Annotated in this window: 20 protein-coding genes and 1 pseudogene; 4 read left to right on the forward strand and 17 right to left on the reverse strand. The window is 37.7% G+C overall.

What is annotated here, in order from left to right:
* Positions 1 to 135 precede the first annotated feature (135 nt).
* From NG743_RS20960 to NG743_RS20970, 3 genes are read right to left on the reverse strand one after another with little or no spacing between them, the layout of a single operon-like run.
* Positions 136 to 2,232, reverse strand: a complete 2,097-nt coding sequence (locus NG743_RS20960) for a pentapeptide repeat-containing protein (RefSeq protein WP_027401975.1) — start codon at positions 2,230 to 2,232, stop codon at positions 136 to 138.
* 60 nt (positions 2,233 to 2,292) lie between these two features.
* Positions 2,293 to 2,625, reverse strand: a complete 333-nt coding sequence (locus tag NG743_RS20965) for a hypothetical protein (protein ID WP_027401974.1) — start codon at positions 2,623 to 2,625, stop codon at positions 2,293 to 2,295.
* A 6-nt stretch (positions 2,626 to 2,631) separates the two neighbouring features.
* Entirely contained in the window at positions 2,632 to 3,177 is a 546-nt protein-coding gene (locus tag NG743_RS20970; protein ID WP_027401973.1) for a nucleotidyltransferase family protein, read from the reverse strand.
* Positions 3,178 to 4,091: 914 nt separating this feature from the next.
* Between NG743_RS20970 and NG743_RS20975 the strand changes: the two genes are divergently transcribed.
* Together NG743_RS20975 and NG743_RS20980 are read left to right on the forward strand one after the other, a co-directional pair.
* Positions 4,092 to 4,490 carry a glycosyltransferase family 2 protein gene (locus NG743_RS20975; protein ID WP_257120810.1) on the forward strand — a complete coding sequence of 133 codons (399 nt, stop codon included), beginning with the start codon at positions 4,092 to 4,094 and terminating at the stop codon, positions 4,488 to 4,490.
* Between the two features lie 75 nt (positions 4,491 to 4,565).
* Positions 4,566 to 5,357 (forward strand): IS5 family transposase, encoded by a 792-nt coding sequence (locus NG743_RS20980; protein WP_027403373.1) that lies wholly within the window; start codon positions 4,566 to 4,568, stop codon positions 5,355 to 5,357.
* A 21-nt stretch (positions 5,358 to 5,378) separates the two neighbouring features.
* On the opposite strand, the pseudogene NG743_RS20985 reads toward NG743_RS20980, so the two are convergent.
* The 10 genes and pseudogenes from NG743_RS20985 to NG743_RS21030 all read right to left on the reverse strand — a co-directional run bounded on the left by NG743_RS20985 (position 5,379) and on the right by NG743_RS21030 (position 13,346).
* Positions 5,379 to 6,345 (reverse strand): annotated as a pseudogene (locus NG743_RS20985) (Rpn family recombination-promoting nuclease/putative transposase).
* A gap of 42 nt (positions 6,346 to 6,387) precedes the next feature.
* The gene (locus NG743_RS20990; protein ID WP_257120811.1) at positions 6,388 to 7,332 is read right to left on the reverse strand and encodes a DUF4351 domain-containing protein; all 945 of its coding nucleotides are present in this window, start codon (positions 7,330 to 7,332) and stop codon (positions 6,388 to 6,390) included.
* 211 nt (positions 7,333 to 7,543) lie between these two features.
* Entirely contained in the window at positions 7,544 to 8,500 is a 957-nt protein-coding gene (locus NG743_RS20995) for a DUF4351 domain-containing protein (protein WP_257120812.1), read from the reverse strand.
* A 42-nt stretch (positions 8,501 to 8,542) separates the two neighbouring features.
* Complete coding sequence (locus tag NG743_RS21000) at positions 8,543 to 9,475, reverse strand: DUF4351 domain-containing protein (RefSeq protein WP_257120813.1); 933 nt, start codon at positions 9,473 to 9,475, stop codon at positions 8,543 to 8,545.
* Positions 9,476 to 9,499: 24 nt separating this feature from the next.
* Positions 9,500 to 9,757: a hypothetical protein gene (locus NG743_RS21005; protein WP_257120814.1), complete on the reverse strand. Its 258-nt coding sequence runs from the start codon at positions 9,755 to 9,757 to the stop codon at positions 9,500 to 9,502.
* A gap of 86 nt (positions 9,758 to 9,843) precedes the next feature.
* The gene (locus NG743_RS21010; RefSeq protein WP_257120815.1) at positions 9,844 to 10,368 is read right to left on the reverse strand and encodes a class I SAM-dependent methyltransferase; all 525 of its coding nucleotides are present in this window, start codon (positions 10,366 to 10,368) and stop codon (positions 9,844 to 9,846) included.
* Between the two features lie 329 nt (positions 10,369 to 10,697).
* A complete protein-coding gene (locus NG743_RS21015; protein WP_174763480.1) occupies positions 10,698 to 11,168 on the reverse strand; it encodes a DUF29 domain-containing protein in 471 nt (156 codons plus the stop codon).
* 158 nt (positions 11,169 to 11,326) lie between these two features.
* Complete coding sequence (locus tag NG743_RS21020) at positions 11,327 to 11,461, reverse strand: hypothetical protein (RefSeq protein WP_255539976.1); 135 nt, start codon at positions 11,459 to 11,461, stop codon at positions 11,327 to 11,329.
* Between the two features lie 417 nt (positions 11,462 to 11,878).
* Complete coding sequence (locus tag NG743_RS21025) at positions 11,879 to 12,766, reverse strand: methionyl-tRNA formyltransferase (RefSeq protein WP_257120816.1); 888 nt, start codon at positions 12,764 to 12,766, stop codon at positions 11,879 to 11,881.
* Positions 12,750 to 13,346, reverse strand: a complete 597-nt coding sequence (locus NG743_RS21030; protein WP_257120817.1) for a hypothetical protein — start codon at positions 13,344 to 13,346, stop codon at positions 12,750 to 12,752. Before NG743_RS21030 ends, NG743_RS21025 begins: the two co-directional genes overlap by 17 nt.
* Before the next feature lie 449 nt (positions 13,347 to 13,795).
* Here NG743_RS21030 and NG743_RS21035 point away from each other — a divergent pair, with 449 nt between their 5' ends.
* Positions 13,796 to 14,314: a DUF29 family protein gene (locus tag NG743_RS21035; protein ID WP_257120818.1), complete on the forward strand. Its 519-nt coding sequence runs from the start codon at positions 13,796 to 13,798 to the stop codon at positions 14,312 to 14,314.
* Between the two features lie 172 nt (positions 14,315 to 14,486).
* Here NG743_RS21035 and NG743_RS21040 read toward each other — a convergent pair whose 3' ends face one another.
* The 4 genes from NG743_RS21040 to rpaA all read right to left on the reverse strand — a co-directional run bounded on the left by NG743_RS21040 (position 14,487) and on the right by rpaA (position 18,028).
* Positions 14,487 to 15,413 carry an energy-coupling factor transporter transmembrane component T family protein gene (locus NG743_RS21040; RefSeq protein ID WP_257120819.1) on the reverse strand — a complete coding sequence of 309 codons (927 nt, stop codon included), beginning with the start codon at positions 15,411 to 15,413 and terminating at the stop codon, positions 14,487 to 14,489.
* Positions 15,414 to 15,573: 160 nt separating this feature from the next.
* Complete coding sequence (gene der / locus NG743_RS21045; protein ID WP_027401964.1) at positions 15,574 to 16,938, reverse strand: ribosome biogenesis GTPase Der; 1,365 nt, start codon at positions 16,936 to 16,938, stop codon at positions 15,574 to 15,576.
* A gap of 141 nt (positions 16,939 to 17,079) precedes the next feature.
* On the reverse strand, positions 17,080 to 17,292 hold the full coding sequence (locus NG743_RS21050) for a hypothetical protein (RefSeq protein WP_257120820.1): 213 nt from the start codon (positions 17,290 to 17,292) through the stop codon (positions 17,080 to 17,082).
* Positions 17,285 to 18,028, reverse strand: a complete 744-nt coding sequence (gene rpaA / locus NG743_RS21055) for a two component system response regulator RpaA (protein WP_027401963.1) — start codon at positions 18,026 to 18,028, stop codon at positions 17,285 to 17,287. The genes NG743_RS21050 and rpaA overlap by 8 nt, the downstream gene beginning before the upstream one ends.
* Before the next feature lie 232 nt (positions 18,029 to 18,260).
* Between rpaA and NG743_RS21060 the strand changes: the two genes are divergently transcribed.
* Positions 18,261 to 19,295, forward strand: coding sequence for a YheT family hydrolase (locus NG743_RS21060; RefSeq protein WP_027401962.1), 1,035 nt, complete (start codon positions 18,261 to 18,263; stop codon positions 19,293 to 19,295).
* Positions 19,296 to 19,363 lie beyond the last annotated feature (68 nt).

The following is a 19,363-nucleotide window of genomic DNA, read 5'->3' on the forward strand; positions in this document are numbered from 1 at the left end:
GGGTGGGGTTTTATGGCAACCAACAGGAAATTTCCGACTTGTGTGTACACTGTAGTTCATAAGGGGAGGGTTAGGGTGGGGTATAACTGTGCTAAAAATCACAGAATAATACTTTTCAAACATCCTTTTATGTGATTATGGACAACGGGAATTTAGTCCACCTTGAGTACAAATAAATGCCAATTGTTGCGGATCTAAATTTTTAGCCTGACTGAAATCTACTCCTTTAATTGAGGCATTTTGAGAACCAATATCAGGTGTTTCCACAAACTGATCTGCTAGATTTTGTTTACCAACAAAGAGAATTGTGCCTTGAAAATCTGCTCCAGCGACATTTGCTCCTCGTAAGTCAGCACGACTTAAATCAGCACTTCGCAAATTAGCGTTTTCTAAGTTAGTCGAGCGTAAACTAGCGCCAGTGAGTCGAGTAGCACTTAAGTTAGCATGACTGAGATTCGCATAATCTAAATAGCTTTCCGATAAATCTGCACCTTGCCAGTCCGTTTTAGTTAAATTCGCGTAGGCTAATTGTGTACCAATGGCAGAAACCCGGACTAAATTGGCGGCATATAAATTTGCTTCTGTTAAGTTAGCGTTGCTTAAATCTGCATTTGTCAGGCTGGCATTTTCTAAAATTGCATTTCGTAAATCTGTACCTACTAACTGGGTACTACTGAGATTAGTCCCAAATAAACGGGTGTATGATAAGTTGGCTTTGTTAAGATTAGCCCTACTTAAATCACTACGACTCATGGAAACCCGACTCAAGTTGGTATTACTTAAGTTAGCTTGCTTTAGTTGAGTGTTATTTAAATCAGCGATCGCATCATCATAAGTATCCCAACGTCCATCTTCACCAACGCTGCGGAAACGACTACCTTGGAAGTTAGCTTGGTTAAGATTTGCTGATTTCAAGACAATTCCTGATAAATCAACGTTGTTTAATACCAAGTTAAATAAGGGCTTTTCTCCAGATGCTTGAGAACCTAATTGAGCATTACTCAAGTCAATCTTGTTAGTTTCGCCACTATAGATAGCCAGAATTTTATTAATTACCTGCTGGGTGAGAATTAGCTGATTTTGTCTAATTTCCCCATTGGGACTTTTACCCACAGATGCTAGTTCTCCAGCGAGAAACTGATTCATGCGGTTTAATTCAGGAATGGCTTTAAAACCAGCATTAGTTAAGGCTTGTTGAATAGTATCCAGGGTTTTGGGGTCTGTTTCTTTAACCAATAAGTCAATTAATAATTTAATGGCTTGTTTATCATCAACACTACCCAAGGCTAAAATAACTCTTTGGCGGTCTTCGTTGGTAACACCGTTATTGGGATTGAGTGCTTTGATGAGTTCAAGGAACTTTTGACTATTAGTTTGTTCGCTTCTCCGTTGGCTTTCTTGGGTTTGGATGTAGATTTGTGTACCTATTAAGGTTGATAACACAGCAATCATGCTAGTTAACCCTACTAAAAACAGGCTGATACTAGGATTATTTCTGGGGGAAGCAGGGGAAGGAGATTGTGAACTATCTACATTATTTTCGGTTGTGGTTGAATGCTCCCCAGGAGGAGTAACAGTGCTGGTTGCATCTATTGTATATGTCCCTGCAAGTTGATCATGGAAGGAGCGGGGATGTTTTTGGTTAGGCCAGCCTTTTGATTCTGCTAAGATCATTAACATTGTTAAAGACGTAAACAGAGCCAAGTTGGGGAAAACAAAGCTGTAACGCCAGAGGAGATATGCGGCGGAAACTGGGATTGTCCAACGCCCTAATCCTTCTCTAACTATGACTGCGCCTAAACCTGGGGCTGTTCCGGCTTCGTTTACGACTCGCACACCAAACCACCGTTTGGGAATGGTGCTGCCTGTTTTAGCCAGTAAATACAATTGCCACCCACAGAGGCTTGTGGGCAATAATAGGGCTAATGTCCACAGGATATTGGTCGGCCAGGCAACGTTGCGAATACCATAACTGATGGGTAATGCTAGTGGTCTGGCGATCGCTTTTTCTGTGACTACCAAGACAGGATTCAGCGGTACTCGCCGAATCTCACTACGAGAATTTACATATACGCCTAAACTATAAGGAACTAACCCACTGGCAATAAGGAGTGTTATTTCCACCGTCCAAGCTACAAAACGCCTCGTTGCTAATGGTGTAATTTTAGCTTTTTTCGGTTCTTTGGGGCGGCTAGACTGACTACTACTTTTGCCGATCATTGGATTCGCCATCGTGTAATTACCTGTAATTTTTTTTACGCCACCATTGGCATGACTCAAATAGGCTATTGCTTATTTTCCTTGTCCATTAGCAATAAAAAATTTGTATCCAAGATACACTAACACTGCCAAAACCGCCAGACTAATTACTGAAGCAACTAGAGCAAATACTGTTTGCAACATCCAAACGGTTATCAACATGACTATACCTGTCACTACCAGCTTTTTAATTGTTGATAAGCCATTAAACCAATTTCTGGATCTTTCTAAATATAAATTCCATTGGGCAACTCTAGTTACAGGTGTCTCTGTTTCTGATTGACGAGCATTTACACCGGCAGATTTGATTTCTGCTGCTAGATTTTGGAGACGACGTTGTAAATCTTCTTCTGGTTGAGAGTTCATAAATTTTTATTCATCTTTTATTAACAGTAGACAAGGACATTTTGGCAAAAAACTGGCTGCTTTTGCATCAGCATCGGGATTATTAATATGTGTGGGTGTTGGTCGAATAATCCCGTTAAATAAATCATCTAATCCGTAGGGAGTAAAAAATTGCCATTCTCCCTGTCTGTTCATGCGAACCCCCACAGCAGTTGCCGTATGCAACCAATTTTTAACTCCATCTTCTGTGCTATTATAAGTCATGCGTCCAGCCCGCCAATGCCCAAAACTGGCTTGATTTTTCACATCAAACTCCTGTTCGGGAAACTGTGTTTTGAGAGTAGACTTGGCAAATAATTCTTGGTCACGGTTGCCGGTTTCATCAAAAAAAGCAATATCAAAATCTTTGATAAATAAATTACATTCTTTTCCCAACAGAGAACGCCAAACTGTATTTCTGACTGCACCCCCAGCCAACCACCAGTTAGGTAACTCAAGTTGGGCTATGGCGGGTAAGACGGTGGCAATAATTGAATTAGTAAGAATAATTTGCAGTTGTGTATTATCATTCATAAGAACACCCGGTAAGTGGGAAACGAGCGCGTCTTTAGACCTGAGAGGGAAACGACACGAGCGGTTTTAACCGCTGTGGATATTAAAATTGAAACCAGATTTTTGATTGGAATCTGGAAACCAACTCCCATTTCTGGGGTAATGTTAGCTAGATGCCTCCGGCACGCTGCGCGAACGACCTGTTATAAGAGCTTGTTAGGCTTGCAACACTGTTCCAGTGACCTTAGAACTGTTTAATCACAAGCGACAGAGCAGGGAACTAGCTACGCATTCGGTGGGTGTCGTGACTCAAATAACGGCTACCATGAGAGTAAACTCAGGGTGGTCTGGTCAGTACGGCTTGCTTGATTACTCTTGCAAGCCCAGTCCCTTTAGGGCTGGGTTACTGACAGTGTCTAATTTTAGATGAGCATGGATAATATGACCATAGATAATAATACTTTGGATTTAGTGGCTGGAGGATTAGCGATCGCTATTTTGATAGGGGGAATGTTGATGATGTTCACCACCATCTTCAGCACCAAAAAATAATTTTCTCCCAGGTAAATAAGGTAAGTAATTGGACAAAAATATTTACAGTCATTGCGAGCGAAGCGAAGCAATCACAACCCTTGGAATTGCTTGATTTCACTTCGTTCCATATGGCTAACGCCACGCTTCGCTTACGCAATGACATTGTGTAATCAATTCTGTCCCACTACTTATAAAACTAATGCTGGAACTCTGATTCCCACATTATCCCCCCTAATCCCCCTTACCAAAAGGGGAAACCGGAAAATTCTCTTCCTTAGCAAGAGGATGTTTAGCTATGCCCAATAAAAATGTTACAATATGTTAAAAATTATATTAGCACAATGTGGCAGTATAGTATTGTATTGCTTATTAACTTTCCAGTAAATCTACTAGCTTAGATTATGCCTCACATTTCGGTGGTAATCCCAGTCTATAAAGCAGAAGACTGTTTGTACGTTTTGTACAAGCGTCTTGCGGATTCATTAGAGCAGATTACACAAGACTTTGAATTAATCTTAGTTGAGGATTGTGGGGGCGATCGCTCTTGGGATATAATTATTGAATTAGCTAACAGTGACTCACGGGTAAAAGGAATTCAATTTAGTCGGAATTTCGGTCAACATTATGGTATAACCGCAGGCTTAGACCATTGTGATGGTGACTGGGTTGTAGTTATGGATTGTGACTTGCAAGACAGACCCGAAGAAATTCCCAGACTTTATGCCAAGGCTCAAGAAGGTTATGATGTTGTCTTAGCTAGGAGGGGAAAACGAAAAGATTCTCCCTTAGAGGGTGTTTGAAAAGTCGGTGAGTGAGTAAAAAAGCTCTCCCAGTGTAAGCTGTGAATAGAAAGAACACAGCACTGAGAGAGTAACATGAGTAAAGCATACCCCAGTAATTTGACTCACGCCCAATATGAATTGTTGAGTGACATGATTCCAGAAGCCAAAAAAGGTGGTCGCAAACGTGAAGTCGATATGTGGGAAGTCATGAACGCGATTTTTTATGTCTTGCTAGAAGGGGTGCGATGGCGGGCGTTGCCAGGGGACTTTCCAGCTTGGCAAACTGTATATACTTATTTTCGCAACTGGCGCAGAGACGGAACTTGGGTGAAAATTCATGATAGTTTGCGAGAATGTACGAGAATCGAAGCGGAACGCCATCCCAGTCCATCATTCGCCATAATCGATAGTCAAAGTGTAAAAAGTGCGGCGATGGTGAGTCAGGAAGTAGGATATGATGCGGGCAAACAAATCAAAGGGCGGAAGCGGTTTATGACCGTTGATACATTGGGATTGACTCTGCGGGTGTTAGTCACCGCCGCCAATGTGCCAGAGCGATCTGGTGGCAAACAAGTAATCAAGCGCGTCAAAGGGATGGGATCTCAGGTTTCTCGCTTGACGACTATTTGGACTGATGGTGGGTTTGATGGTCCAGCCTTCATGATGTGGGTCATGGACATTTGTCGTTGGATTGTACAGGTAGTACTGCGACCGGAGCAAACTAAGGGGTTTGTCTTACTCAAAAAGCGATGGGTTGTAGAACGCACTTTCGGCTGGCTGATGGGGTGTCGTCGATTGGTCAGAGATTATGAGTTATTACCGGAAACATCAGAGACTTTTATTTACCTTGCCATGATCCGGATCATGGTGAGGCGATTAGCATAAAATTTTACCCCTCAAAACTTTTCAAACACCCTCTAACCAATTTCGTAGATCTTCCACAGTAGCGAAATCAAATATTGCTTCTGCTAACACTTCAATTATCTCTAAATTTAAACTTTTAATCCGGGTTTCTAGTTCCATATCAATATTTCCTACTTTCCTCTTGATTTGACGGGCAATTAAATCTTTTTCCTTGGTAATTGCTTCTTGACGACCTTGCTGAATACCTTGCTGAATACCTCGTTCAATCCCTTGTTCAATCCCTTGTTCAATACCTTGTTCCATCCAACTAGTAACTATCTGCATAACTTCCTCCTTTTCCGCTGGTATTAATGAACCTATTTCTGCTGCAAATTTCTCTTCTTCTATTTTATTCAGTCGCAAATATGTATCAATAAATCCTGATATCAATTGCATTTTTGCCGGATTTAATTTTAAACAACCTTAAACACTCTGCTTTCACCTTTGGTCTATCCGCTGGTGCTATATTCATTTTCGACATTAAAGCAGATGCAACTGGATTTTGACTATTTAAAAAGTCTCTCCAATTTAGCTGATTTAGTTGGATGACTTGATAATTAAATTTTAGCACTTCCAAATCAGGAAAGTTGATTTGATAGTTATTTGTGGCTAAGGTTTTGGGAGAAGAATATGAAAAAATGACTATGGGATAAATTGGTAAGTCAAATTTTTCGTGTAATCTGGAAAAATAACGGAACATTCTTTGATTAAATTTCGATTTTGCTCCTGATTCGGCTTCAATGTGAACGAGAAAGTAAGAAGGTTCACCGAGAAATTTGACTTTGGCTATTAAGTCGGTTTCATATTTGTCTCCTGCGGTAACATCTGTAAATATTTCTTTGTCTAATAATGAGACTGAGTTGATATCTATGTATTTAAGAACTTCGGGAAAGAAGAGTTCTATAAATTCTATGAAAAATGTGGATATCAATTCTTTAAATAAGCGGTCATGGTCTATTCTTTCACTCATATTTTTGTCACATAAATTCTTTAATTATTGGTATATTTTAACTTAATCATGCAAATTGTCTAACCAATTTCGTAGATCTTCCACAGTAGCGAAATCAAATATTGCTTCTGCGAGTAATTCAATTACCTCTAGATTTAAACTTTTAATCCGGGTTTCTAGTTCCATATCAATATTTCCTACTTTCCTCTTGATTTGACGGACAATTAAATCTTTTTCCTTGGTAATTGCTTCTTGACGACCTTGTTCAATACCTTGTTCAATCCCTTGTTCCATCCAACTAGTAACTATCTGCATAACTTCCTCCTTTTCCGCTGGTATTAATGAACCTATTTCTGCTGCAAATTTCTCTTCTTCTATTTTATTCAGTCGCAAATATGTATCAATAAATCCTGATATCAATTGCATTTTTGCCGGATTTAATTTTAAAGTTACTAACAACCTTAAACACTCTGCTTTCACCTTTGGTCTATCCGCTGATGCTATATTCATTTTCGACATTAAAGCAGATGCAACTGGATTTTGACTAGTTAAAAAGTCTCTCCAATTTAGCTGATTTAGTTGGATGACTTGATAATTAAATTTTAGCACTTCCAAATCAGGAAAGTTGATTTGATAGTTATTTGTGGCTAAGGTTTTGGGAGAAGAATATGAAAAAATGACTATGGGATAAATTGGTAAGTCAAATTTTTCGTGTAATCTGGAAAAATAACGGAACATTCTTTGATTAAATTTCGATTTTGCTCCTGATTCGGCTTCAATATGAACGAGAAAGTAAGAAGGTTCACCGAGAAATTTGACTTTGGCTATTAAGTCGGTTTCATATTTGTCTCCTGCGGTAACATCTGTAAATATTTCTTTGTCTAATAATGAGACTGAGTTGATATCTATGTATTTAATAACTTCGGGAAAGAAGAGTTCTATAAATTCTATGAAAAATGTGGATATCAATTCTTTAAATAAGCGGTCATGGTCTATTCTTTCGCTCATGTTTTTGTCACATAAATTCTTTAATTATTGGTATATTTGGCTCTTGCGTCTCTTTTATGGTGATTGAGGATTGATGATAACAAAACCCTTGCGGGACAAGGGTTATAAACAATTATTTCCATATTTTCAATGAAATGTCTACACAATAGGGCTTTCAATGATTTTGAACCAGGTTTTCCATAAAAATAACCGAAGAACCGTATATTTTAACTTAATCATGCAAATTGTCTAACCAATTTCGTAGATCTTCCACAGTAGCGAAATCAAATATTGCTTCTGCGAGTACTTCAATTACCTCTAGATTTAAACTTTTAATCCGGGTTTCTAGTTCCATATCAATATTTCCTACTTTCCTCTTGATTTGACGGACAATTAAATCTTTTTCCTTGGTAATTGCTTCTTGACGACCTTGCTGAATACCTTGTTCAATACCTTGTTCAATACCTTGTTCCATCCAACTAGTAACTATCTGCATAACTTCCTCCTTTTCCGCTGGTATTAATGAACCTATTTCTGCTGCAAATTTCTCTTCTTCTATTTTATTCAGTCGCAAATATGTATCAATAAATCCTGATATCAATTGCATTTTTGCCGGATTTAATTTTAAAGTTACTAACAACCTTAAACACTCTGCTTTCACCTTTGGTCTATCCGCTGATGCTATATTCATTTTCGACATTAAAGCAGATGCAACTGGATTTTGACTAGTTAAAAAGTCTCTCCAATTTAGCTGATTTAGTTGGATGACTTGATAATTAAATTTTAGCACTTCCAAATCAGGAAAGTTGATTTGATAGTTATTTGTGGCTAAGGTTTTGGGAGAAGAATATGAAAAAATGACTATGGGATAAATTGGTAAGTCAAATTTTTCGTGTAATCTGGAAAAATAACGGAACATTCTTTGATTAAATTTCGATTTTGCTCCTGATTCGGCTTCAATATGAACGAGAAAGTAAGAAGGTTCACCGAGAAATTTGACTTTGGCTATTAAGTCGGTTTCATATTTGTCTCCTGCGGTAACATCTGTAAATATTTCTTTGTCTAATAATGAGACTGAGTTGATATCTATGTATTTAAGAACTTCGGGAAAGAAGAGTTCTATAAATTCTATGAAAAATGTGGATATCAATTCTTTAAATAAGCGGTCATGGTCTATTCTTTCACTCATATTTTTGTCACATAAATTCTTTAATTATTGGTATATTTTAACTTAATCATGCAAATTGTCTAACCAATTTCTTAGATCTTCCACAGTAGCGAAATCAAATATTGCTTCTGCTAGTACTTCAATTACCTCTAGATTTAAACTTTTAATCCGGGTTTCTAATTCTATGTCAATATTTCCTACTTTCCTCTTGATTTGACGGACAATTAAATCTTTTTCTTTGGTAATTGCTTCTTGACGACCTTGTTCAATCCCTTGTTCCATCCAACTAGTAACTATCTGCATAACTTCCTCCTTTTCCGCTGGTATTAATGAACCTATTTCTGCTGCAAATTTCTCTTCTTCTATTTTATTCAGTCGCAAATATGTATCAATAAATCCTGATATCAATTGCATTTTTGCCGGATTTAATTTTAGAGTTACTAACAACCTTAAACACTCTGCTTTCACCTTTGGTCTATCCGCTGGTGCTATATTCATTTTCGACATTAAAGCAGATGCAACTGGATTTTGACTATTTAAAAAGTCTCTCCAATTTAGCTGATTTAGTTGGATGACTTGATAATTAAATTTTAGCACTTCCAAATCAGGAAAGTTGATTTGATAGTTATTTGTGGCTAAGGTTTTGGGAGAAGAATATGAAAAAATGACTATGGGATAAATTGGTAAGTCAAATTTTTCGTGTAATCTGGAAAAATAACGGAACATTCTTTGATTAAATTTCGATTTTGCTCCTGATTCGGCTTCAATGTGAACGAGAAAGTAAGAAGGTTCACCGAGAAATTTGACTTTGGCTATTAAGTCGGTTTCATATTTGTCTCCTGCGGTAACATCTGTAAATATTTCTTTGTCTAATAATGAGACTGAGTTGGTATCTATGTATTTAAGAACTTCGGGAAAGAAGAGTTCTATAAATTCTATGAAAAATGTGGATATCAATTCTTTAAATAAGCGGTCATGGTCTATTCTTTCACTCATATTTTTGTCACATAAATTCTCTGGTTATTTTTTGTAAGCAATTACTAATAAAGAACCACCCCAAGGAAAGGAAAAACCTAATGTCAAAAACCAGCGTTCCATATCAAGGATTTTCTCTAAGAGGTAATTTAAAAATCCGCTAATTTTCAGTTCGCTGGTGGGGTCATAATCTTTGGAGTTGGAGCGATTGTTGATGCGAGAAATTAGCATTAATGGTAATAGAAAAGAAACAAAAGATGTCACCCTAACTATTTTAAATCCCGCTTGGTGTAATTTGATCATTAGATCTTTTTTAACGTAGCGACGGACATGATGAGCATGATTATCAGCTTGACTCCATAGCCAAGGATGTTGAGGAACGGTCAGTATTATACCCCCCCATTTTGTGTAGCTTGATACATCTTTTCTAAAACGTCTGTATCTTGTTCTATGTGTTCAAGAACGTCAAAAGCTCCAATAATATCAAATTCTTCAGCAAAGGGGATATTCCGAGCATCCATTTGAAATAGAGTTGTTTTACATAGACGTTCTCTAGCAAATTCTAACCCTGCGGTAAATATTTCACTACCTGAACAGGTAAGATGAGAGAGATTTTTTTCAATTCCTTGCAGGACAAAACCAGTTCCGCAACCAATTTCTAGGAAGTTTTGAGCTTGGGGAAAATAATGTTTTATGGCGTAAATTATCAGCCGATTTCGGGAACGGAACCAGAAGTTTTTGGCTTCTAATTGTGCTAATTTAGGAAAAAATTCAGCTTCAAATCCAGCACTTTCCGCAGCCAGTTCTGGTGCAAAGGTCAAGTGTCCATTTAAGGATGGGGGGGTATATCCACAAGCTGGACAATGCCAATTTTCTTGGTTAAAATGGTGGTGACATTGAGGACAGATTTTCATGGTATTTTTATTGAACAAGGGTGGTAATTCAACTTTTGCGGATACTGTAACTTACTGAATATAGAACTCATATTTAATTCTTGAGAAAAATTAGGTATTAGGTAAGTAATTGGACAAAAATAGTTACAGTCATTGCGAGCGAAGGGAAGCAATCACAACCCTGGCGATCGCTTCATTTCACTTAGTTCCATATGGCTAACGCCACGCTGCGCTAACGCAATAACATTGTGTAATTAATTCTGTCTCACTACTTATTGTACGGTGCGTCAGACTGCATAAATTCTATCAATAAACAGATTTGTAATATCTGACGCACCCTACGGATCTTTTCATAAATCAAATATTATTCCTATATCGTCCTCTGGTAAATACTGGGGATTTAAAACATTAGCACTATTAAAAGGGCAAATTTCCGGGAAAACATGAATATCTATTCCTGTTTCTTGAGAAGCAATTAATCTGGCATCATGATAACATTCATCAAATACCTCTTCCAAGTATCTCTTTAAGCTAGGACTTTTTTTTAATGACTTGTTTAAACGCAAAGAATGTTCAGTAATTGACGCTTTCCAACTATTAGAGCGTTTTTGTGGTTGATATTTCCACTTGAGTAAATGTTGAAAAACTCTGATCAGATTACTCTCTAAAGCATCTTTACGATTATTGCCTATGTCCTCAATTTCTTCGATAAGATTCTGAATATCCAACTGAGCAAACTCTCCTTTTTCTAGCAGGTTTACGGTTTGTTCTATCCACAAATTGAAATCAGATTCATAGAGAGGTTTTGTGAGTTTCATCATCTTTCAGAATGTACAGATAGTTGAGTAAAGCTAATGCTTATTGATTTTTTAACTAAGAGGGTGTTTAAAAAGTCATGATTGATGAGATTTAAACTTTTACAGTGGAAAAAATATTATGTTCGTTTTGCTTGTATCAGATTCTACTTTGCACTAATTTGTTATTCAACTCGTTGTCCAAGTACCGCTAGAGTTGATTCCATTGTAGATAATTTTGTGGCATGGTGGGGATTTAGAATCTGTTTTACTTCCTTTTCATGAATATTGAGAGTAGATACAAGTTCAACTTTACGCATTGCTAGATATAGCGTAGATTTTAGTGCTGTCTGCGCTGGTACTAATCATCAAAGGGAAGAGCGATGGATTTTTCGACGTTGCTGATTAAGGGTATGAATTTTAGTCTCACGCAAAGGCGCAAAGGTAAGAGTTTTAAAGATTCAATTTGGGAATTTCATACCTCGATTCAGCAACGCCGATTTTTCTAAGCAGTCAGCAGCCTCGTTTTGTTCTAGAGAATCTCCATAAAATAATTTGTCAGTTTTCATTGAAAGAATATGTAAAAGTGTTTCTATTTATCAATACCTTGTCCATTTCCTGGTTTGTTAGGTTAAGCGACAGCGCAACCCAAGGCATTTGTTGGGTTTCATGCTTCAACCCAACCTACAAATCAAGGCTTTTTCTAATTTGGATAAGGTATTGATTTATAAATTAATTTATCCAAACCTTGATCTAAACTTAGATAAAGGAATTAAAGATTTATTTTCTTTATCATCCATCAGTTTTTGTATTTTCAACAATCCTTGTCCACAAACAACTATAGGCTGTGAGTTTTCTATGAAGATAACTTTCCCGGGTGTACGATTTTCAATTACAACATCTTTTACTATTTCAGCTTCTAAAATTCTAACTAAATCACCATTTAGTGTTGTAGAAGCGCCCTTATATGGATAACCTACAGCATCAATAAATCTTTTTAATTCAATAGAAGACTGATTCCAATTAATTCTATAATCTTCTTCATCTCGCCATAAACTATAGGTAGCTTGATATTCATTTTGGACAATAATTGAAAACTTGTTATTGTTAACAATTGTTTCTACTACATACAAAGAAATTTCTGCATAATTTTCAATAATTTTCTTAATTGCATCGTGAATTTTAATTGGATATTCTATTTGACTTAAAGACTGAGCTATTATGTCTCCTTTATCATATTCTGATGTAGCAAATAAAGCTGTAACACCTACTTGGCTATCTCCATTAATTAAAGCAGAAACTAAGGGGTTAAAACCTCGATAACGTGGAAGTAAAGAGTCATGAAAAACAATCAAATTGCTATTATCCATATTAATAATCCATCGCCAAGATACAGCTATTGCGTATTGAGTTGTTATTTCTCCAAAGTCTTTTCTGTCGACAAAATGAATATAATTATCTTCACATAAACACTTTATTTCTGAGTAGAAATCTTTTTGCAGTTGTGAGTCACGAGAACCAATGACTATTTCAATATTATGTTTAAATTTGGTTAATAGTTTCTGTAAAACTCTATAACCTTTTTCTGTCATTGCAAAAATTGTTATTTTATTTTCGGTTTTCATTTTCATCAAAATCTAAATTTTTAGTTTTATTTCTGACTAAATATAAAGGTCTTTTCTTGATTTCATCAAAAGTTTTCCCCAAATAAACGCCTAAAATTCCTAAAATAGAAATAATAATTCCTCCCAAAAAATATAGGGAAACAATAATACTACTCCAACCTGTTACAGTTGCACCATAAACCAAAACTTCAATAAGTATATAAAGTCCATAAATAAAAGCAAAAGTAGAAATGATAAAACCTAGTTTAATGGCTAATCTCAAGGGTTTATCAGAATAAGCTATAATTGTTTCACTAGCTAATTTCCATAATTTAGCAAAGGTATAGGTACTTTTCCCAGCAAAGCGTTCTTCATGGAAAACATCAATACTAGCAGTCGAAAATCCCATCCAATCTACTAAACCTCCAAAAAATCTCAGTCGTTCACGCATTAGACAAAAACTCTGGGCAACTTGTCGAGATATTATCCGAAAATTGCCAACTTCACCATCATATTGCAGTTCAGTAAAATAATTGAAAATCTGGTAAAATAGCCATGATGTCACTCGTTTTAAGAGGGTGTTTGAAAAGTCTAAATCCATACCAAGTCACGCTGCGTTATCAGCACCAAAGGCTATTCTGATTCCCCAAAATACCATTAAAGTGGCGATAAAATAGTACTGCTAAACCATAAATATCCATGTATGGTATTTAGATAAGTAGTGAGACAAAATTAATTACACAATGTCATTGCGTTAGCGCAGCGTGGCGTTAGCCATATATAACGAAGTGAAATGAAGCAATTCCAAGGGTTGTGATTGCTTCCCTTCGCTCGCAATGACTGTAAATATTTTTGTCCAATTACTTACCCTCTGGTAAGAAATCAGAACTTATTCACAGAATTAAATAAAAAATTCGGAGATTTTATTCCCAATTTTTGCTAAATTATGAGCGATCGCATATAATCATCTAATATAGATATGGCAGTATGCAATACAGCAAAACTCTTAATTTTTCTCTGTATAAGTGAATTGTCTTGAGGTAAGAAAATATGACACAGGAATTAACAGACCTCAAAAATAGTATTTTACAAGGACGTTACACTGATGCTTTGGCTATTGTAGATGAATTAGAGGGCATGAGTAAAAAGGCTATTTTACGTCAAATTAAATCTTTTTTAAAGGTGTTATTAATTCATTTGATTAAAAATCAAATAGAACAAAGATTAACTAATTCTTGGACTGCTTCTATTCGCAATTCATTACTAGAAATTCAAGATATTAATCTTAAAGAAAATAAAAAATCCTATTATATCAATCAAGATGAATGGGACAATTGGTTACAAGAGGAAATAGAATTAGCTATAGCTGATGCAAGTTTGGAAGTATTGGGAGGGATTCATAATGAATTTGCATTAGCGGGAATGGTCAACAGAAACGAGGTAATTTCTGTCGCAGGTAAATTTTTGGAATTGACTCATCTATATTCAGTCAAAGAGTTACCAAAAGCTATTGTCAAACTGTTAATTCAGTTACCCGGTGGTGAAGATTGGAAATTAGGGAAAAGATGAGATGACAAATTTTAAGTCACGCTGCGCTAAGTAGTGAGACAAAATTAATTACACAATGCCATTGCGTAAGGGTTGCGTGGCGTTAGCCATATGAAACGAAGTGAAATGAAGCAATTGCAAGGGTTGTGATTGCTTCCCTTCGCTCGCAATGACTGTAAATATTTTTGTCCAATTACTTATCAGCACCAAAGGCTATTCTGATTCCCCAAAATACCATTAAAGTGGCGATCGCTAACCAATCACCCATTTTTAATTTTAACTCTTGCCATTTAACCCGATGTTCGTTAGGACTAGTAAAACCCCTTACCATCATCGCATTTGCCATTTGTTCCGCCCTTAAAAGCAGATTTTCTAATAATCTCTCGGTGACAATTAACCAAACTTTTGCTCCTCCTTTTAATCCTAGCTTTTTCCAATTAATTGCCCTAGTCATCACCGAACGCACTAGGTTTTGGATTTCTTCTAAAACTAGGGGGATAAACCGCAAAGATAAAGTTAGAGTCAGGGTAATTTCTGTAACTGGAATATTGAACCTTCTCAAAGGCTGCATTAAACTTTCCATACCCGAAGTAATTTCTTCTGGTGCAGTTGTGAGTAAATATAAATTAGTGCTATAGATTAATGTAAAAACTATTGTACTCAAGCTAATTGCCAAATCCAAAGAACGGCGATTTATTTTCACAAATCCTTTCTGAAATAACACATAGCTATACTTTTTACTGCTATCTGCTATTACTGGGGTAACTTGGGTCTTCTTATCAGTTATTGGTTGGGTAAGGATTTGTTCATTTGCAGGTAAGCGAGGCTGATAACTTACACCTAATCCATCAGGACCAATCGAGCCAATAACTAACACCATAAATGATAGTACCAATAACCAGCCCATTTGTTGTCGCCATACTCGCAGAGGAATTTTGGCAAATACAGTAAAAGTAATTAGCAGTAATACCAGTAATACCCGCCAATAGTTATTAGCGATAATATAGCTACTGAGAAAGCTCAACAACCAAATTAACTTCACTCGCGGGTCGAGTTTATGTAACCAAGTTTGCGGTTCTTCTAAGTAAAGTCCGAGGGGAAGCGATCGCAATAAATCCATGTTTTGTCAGTTGTCAAACAATTTTGGATTTTAGATTTTAGATTTTAGATTGGGAAAGAGATTTTCAATTTTTTCACAGTTGAAACCTATTTCTCCTGTTCAAATTTGGAATCATTCAATCCAAAATCCAAAATCCAAAATCTAAAATTCCCTCAGTTTCCTATTTTACACGAGTAGCACGATTTGGTCCGCCAATTTCCATTTCTCGAACTTTCTTACTGCGCCAAAATAACCGAATCGGTGTACCTTGAAAGCCAAGCTGTTTACGGAATTGGCGTTCAATGTAACGGCGATAATTGTCATTAAAGCGGGTATTATCATTAACAAACAGCGCGATAGAAGGAGGCTGACTGCTAACTTGAGTACCGTAGTATATCTTACCCTGACGACCGCCCCGTGAAGTCGGTGGTGAATGCCAACTGATAGCATCTTCCAGAACTTCATTAATGACTGATGTACTCACACGGCGTTTGTGTGCCTCAGCCGCTTGATTGACCAATTCTAAAATCTTTTCTACCCGTAGCCCCGTATTTGCGCTCACAAAAATAGTATCTGCCCATTCCGTAAAATGTAAGCGTGATTCTAATTCTTTTTCATGGTCATATATGGTGTAAGAATCTTTCTCGACAGCATCCCACTTATTCACAACCACAACACAAGCGCGACCTTCTTCTAAGACGCGCCCTGCTAATTTTTGATCTTGTTCAGTGACACCATCTAAAGCATCAATCACTAATAAAACCACATCAGAACGACGAATAGCTTTAAACGCACGGTTAATACTGAAAAATTCCGTCCCGTATTCTATATGTTTCTTTTTGCGAATACCAGCAGTATCAATTAACCTGTAAGTTTGCCCACCTCGCTCAACTATTGTATCAATTGTATCTCTAGTTGTTCCAGAAATAGGACTGACAATAGCTCTATTTTCACCGACAAAAGCATTGAGTAAGCTGGATTTGCCTACATTTGGTCTACCAATAATGGCAACTTTAATTTCTGTATTTTCCTCTACTTCTACTGTATGAGGAATGTGATTCATTAACTCATCCAGGATTTCCCCTGTCCCACTACCATGAATAGCAGAAACGGGGAAAGGTTCACCTAGTCCTAATTCCCAAAATTCAGCGGCTTGAATCACCCCTTGATCTGGAGATTCACATTTATTCACAGCCAGTAGTACGGGAACTGGTTGTTGACGTAACCATTCGGAAATTTCTTCATCTGCGGGCATCAAACCTGCTTGCCCATCCACTACGAAAATAGCAGCACAGGCTTCTGCAAGTGCCGTTAAAGCCTGTTGGCGAATCAAAGGCAGAAATTCGGTGTCATCGTTAAAAACTAAGCCACCTGTGTCCACTACGACAAATTCCCGATCATTCCAAAAAGCTGGACGGTAAGTGCGATCGCGTGTTACCCCTGGTTCATCGTGGACTATCGCCGTTTGATCTCCGGCAAGACGATTTACAAAGGTAGATTTGCCCACATTGGGGCGACCGATAATTGCAACAATTGGCAATGCCATAAACTAGAGTTCTTTAGTGCTGAGTGTGTAGGTGTGCTGAGTTTTGTCTCTACGTTCTTCACCCAGCACCATTTTAGAGAACTACTAATTATATCATAGTTTTTGGTCATTGGTCATTGGTCATTAGTCATTGGTCATTGGTCATTGGTCATTGGTCATTGGGAAGAAATATTCCCCAGCTTCCCCAGCTTCCCCAACTTCCCCAACTTCCCCAGCTTCCCCAGCTTCCCCAACTTCCCCAACTTCCCCAACTTCCCCAACTTCCCCAACTTCCCCAGCTTCCCCAACTTCCCCAACTTCCCCAACTTCCCCAACTTCCCTAACTTCCCCAGTCCCCAGTTCCCTTTTACTCAACTACTGTAGCCATAGTTTCCTCCATTCCCGGAGGTACACTAGGTAATTCCAGACAATATCCTGCACCGTAAACGGTTTTAATGTAGCGCGGATGACGAGGATCAGGCTCGAGTTTAGTTCTCAAGTGGCGAATATGCACCCGAATAGTTTCAATATCATCATCAGGATCATAACCCCAGACTTCTCTGAGGATTTCGCTAGGAGAAACAGTTTGTCCATGACGTTGCAGCAAACAGTGGAGTAACTCAAACTCTAAATGAGTCAGTTTCACCGTTGCTTTGAACCAGATAGCCTCAAATCTTTCGGGAACGAGGGTAATTGGTCCATAGTTGAGAATTTCGCTATGTTTTGCTGCTTGGGGAATCCGGTCAGTGCGTCGTAATAAAGCCCGTACTCGCGCTAACAATTCTTCTAGCTCAAAGGGTTTGGTCAGATAGTCGTCTGCACCAGCATTAAACCCTTCCACCTTGTCATGGGTTTGGCTTAAAGCAGTTAACATCAAGACAGGAATTTCGGCAGTCCGTTCATCCCGACGTAAGCGTTGACAAACTGTAAATCCATCTACTCTAGGTAACATCAGATCAAGCATAATTAAGTCGGGTTGTAGCTGGAGAGCCAGAGCCTGACCTTTAATGCCATCTTCAGCTTGACTAACATCGTAGCCCGCCATTTCCAAGTTGACGGCAACAAGTTCTGAAATCGCTGGGTCATCGTCTATGACAAGAATCCTCGGCATTCTTAAAAAATTATAACTACTTTATTTAACGATAATTGACGCTCTCCCAACTACCAAAATTTCGCTACGCTGATTCTGGGAAAAAGTTGAGGGATGATTAGATGATCAAGCAAGCCATAAGGCTTTGTTTTCCTTGATATATAAAAAGATTACCATCTTAATTATGAAAAATATGTTAAATCTAATATAAATATTAAATTCAAACTATTGTAAGATACAATGCTCTTATTTTATGTATAAATACGAATATTTACCGCCCTATTTTTTGCAAAATGGCGTGACCATGACGGCTTATACGGCTTTGTGGGCTAATCGGGACTGGGAGAGTAAAATTACTCATCCAGAACCAAAATATCACGAGGTTATCTTCTCTGGGGGTCAAGGTGTGCCAATTTTTGGTCAAGTTGCTATTCCCCCAAATGCCCATAGTACAATTGTTGGCACCTATGGTATTACTGGAGAGCTAGACCAGCAATGGTTTTTACGAATTTTGGGACGCAAGGCTTACGCCAAAGGCTATGCTGTGGTGTTATTTGATTGGCGGGCGCATGGTAAAACCGCAGAATTATCGCCAACATTGACTTCGGATGGTTTGTATGAGGGGGAAGATTTTGTTAAAATAGCCGAAACTGCGGCAAAAATGGGTTGTCCTTCACCATTTTGGTTTACGGGCTATTCTTTGGGGGGACAGTTGGCTTTGTGGGGCGTGAAAGCTGCTGCGGATTTAGCACCTAAAGACATTGATATTGCTGGTGGGGCGGTGATTTGTCCAAGCTTGGATTCGTTGCGATCGCTCACCTATTTAGTTAAACACCCTTTTGGTAAATATGTCGAATCTCGCATTGCTAAGGAATTGAAAAAACTAGCCTGGAAAATCCATGCTGCTTATCCTGAATCTATTCAACCAGAGGCGATTGCAAGGGCTAACAGTATTTGGGGATTTGACGAAGAATTGGTGATTGCCCGTTTGGGTTTTGCGACGGTTGCTGATTATTATCAAGCCAGCAGTGGTTTAGAATTATTACCAAAATTATCTCAACCAACTTTCATTTTATATGCTGCTGATGACCCTTTATTTGATCCGGCTATCATTCCTGATTTAGAAGTTGCTGCTAGAAAAAATCCTGATATAGATTTATTACTGACTCGCTACGGTGGTCATGTTGGTTATGTGAGTAGCAAAAAATGTCAAAATCAATACCAAGATCCTGATCAATGGTGGGCGTGGAATCGTGTTTTAGAGTGGATAGAAGGAGTTAGGAGTTAGGAGGAAGAAAGAATATCCCTAACCTTTCCGGCTATATCAAACGTTTTGTCTCCCGGATCTTTACAGTT

The organism is Dolichospermum heterosporum TAC447, assembly GCF_024584745.1.
GTDB lineage: Bacteria > Cyanobacteriota > Cyanobacteriia > Cyanobacteriales > Nostocaceae > Dolichospermum > Dolichospermum heterosporum.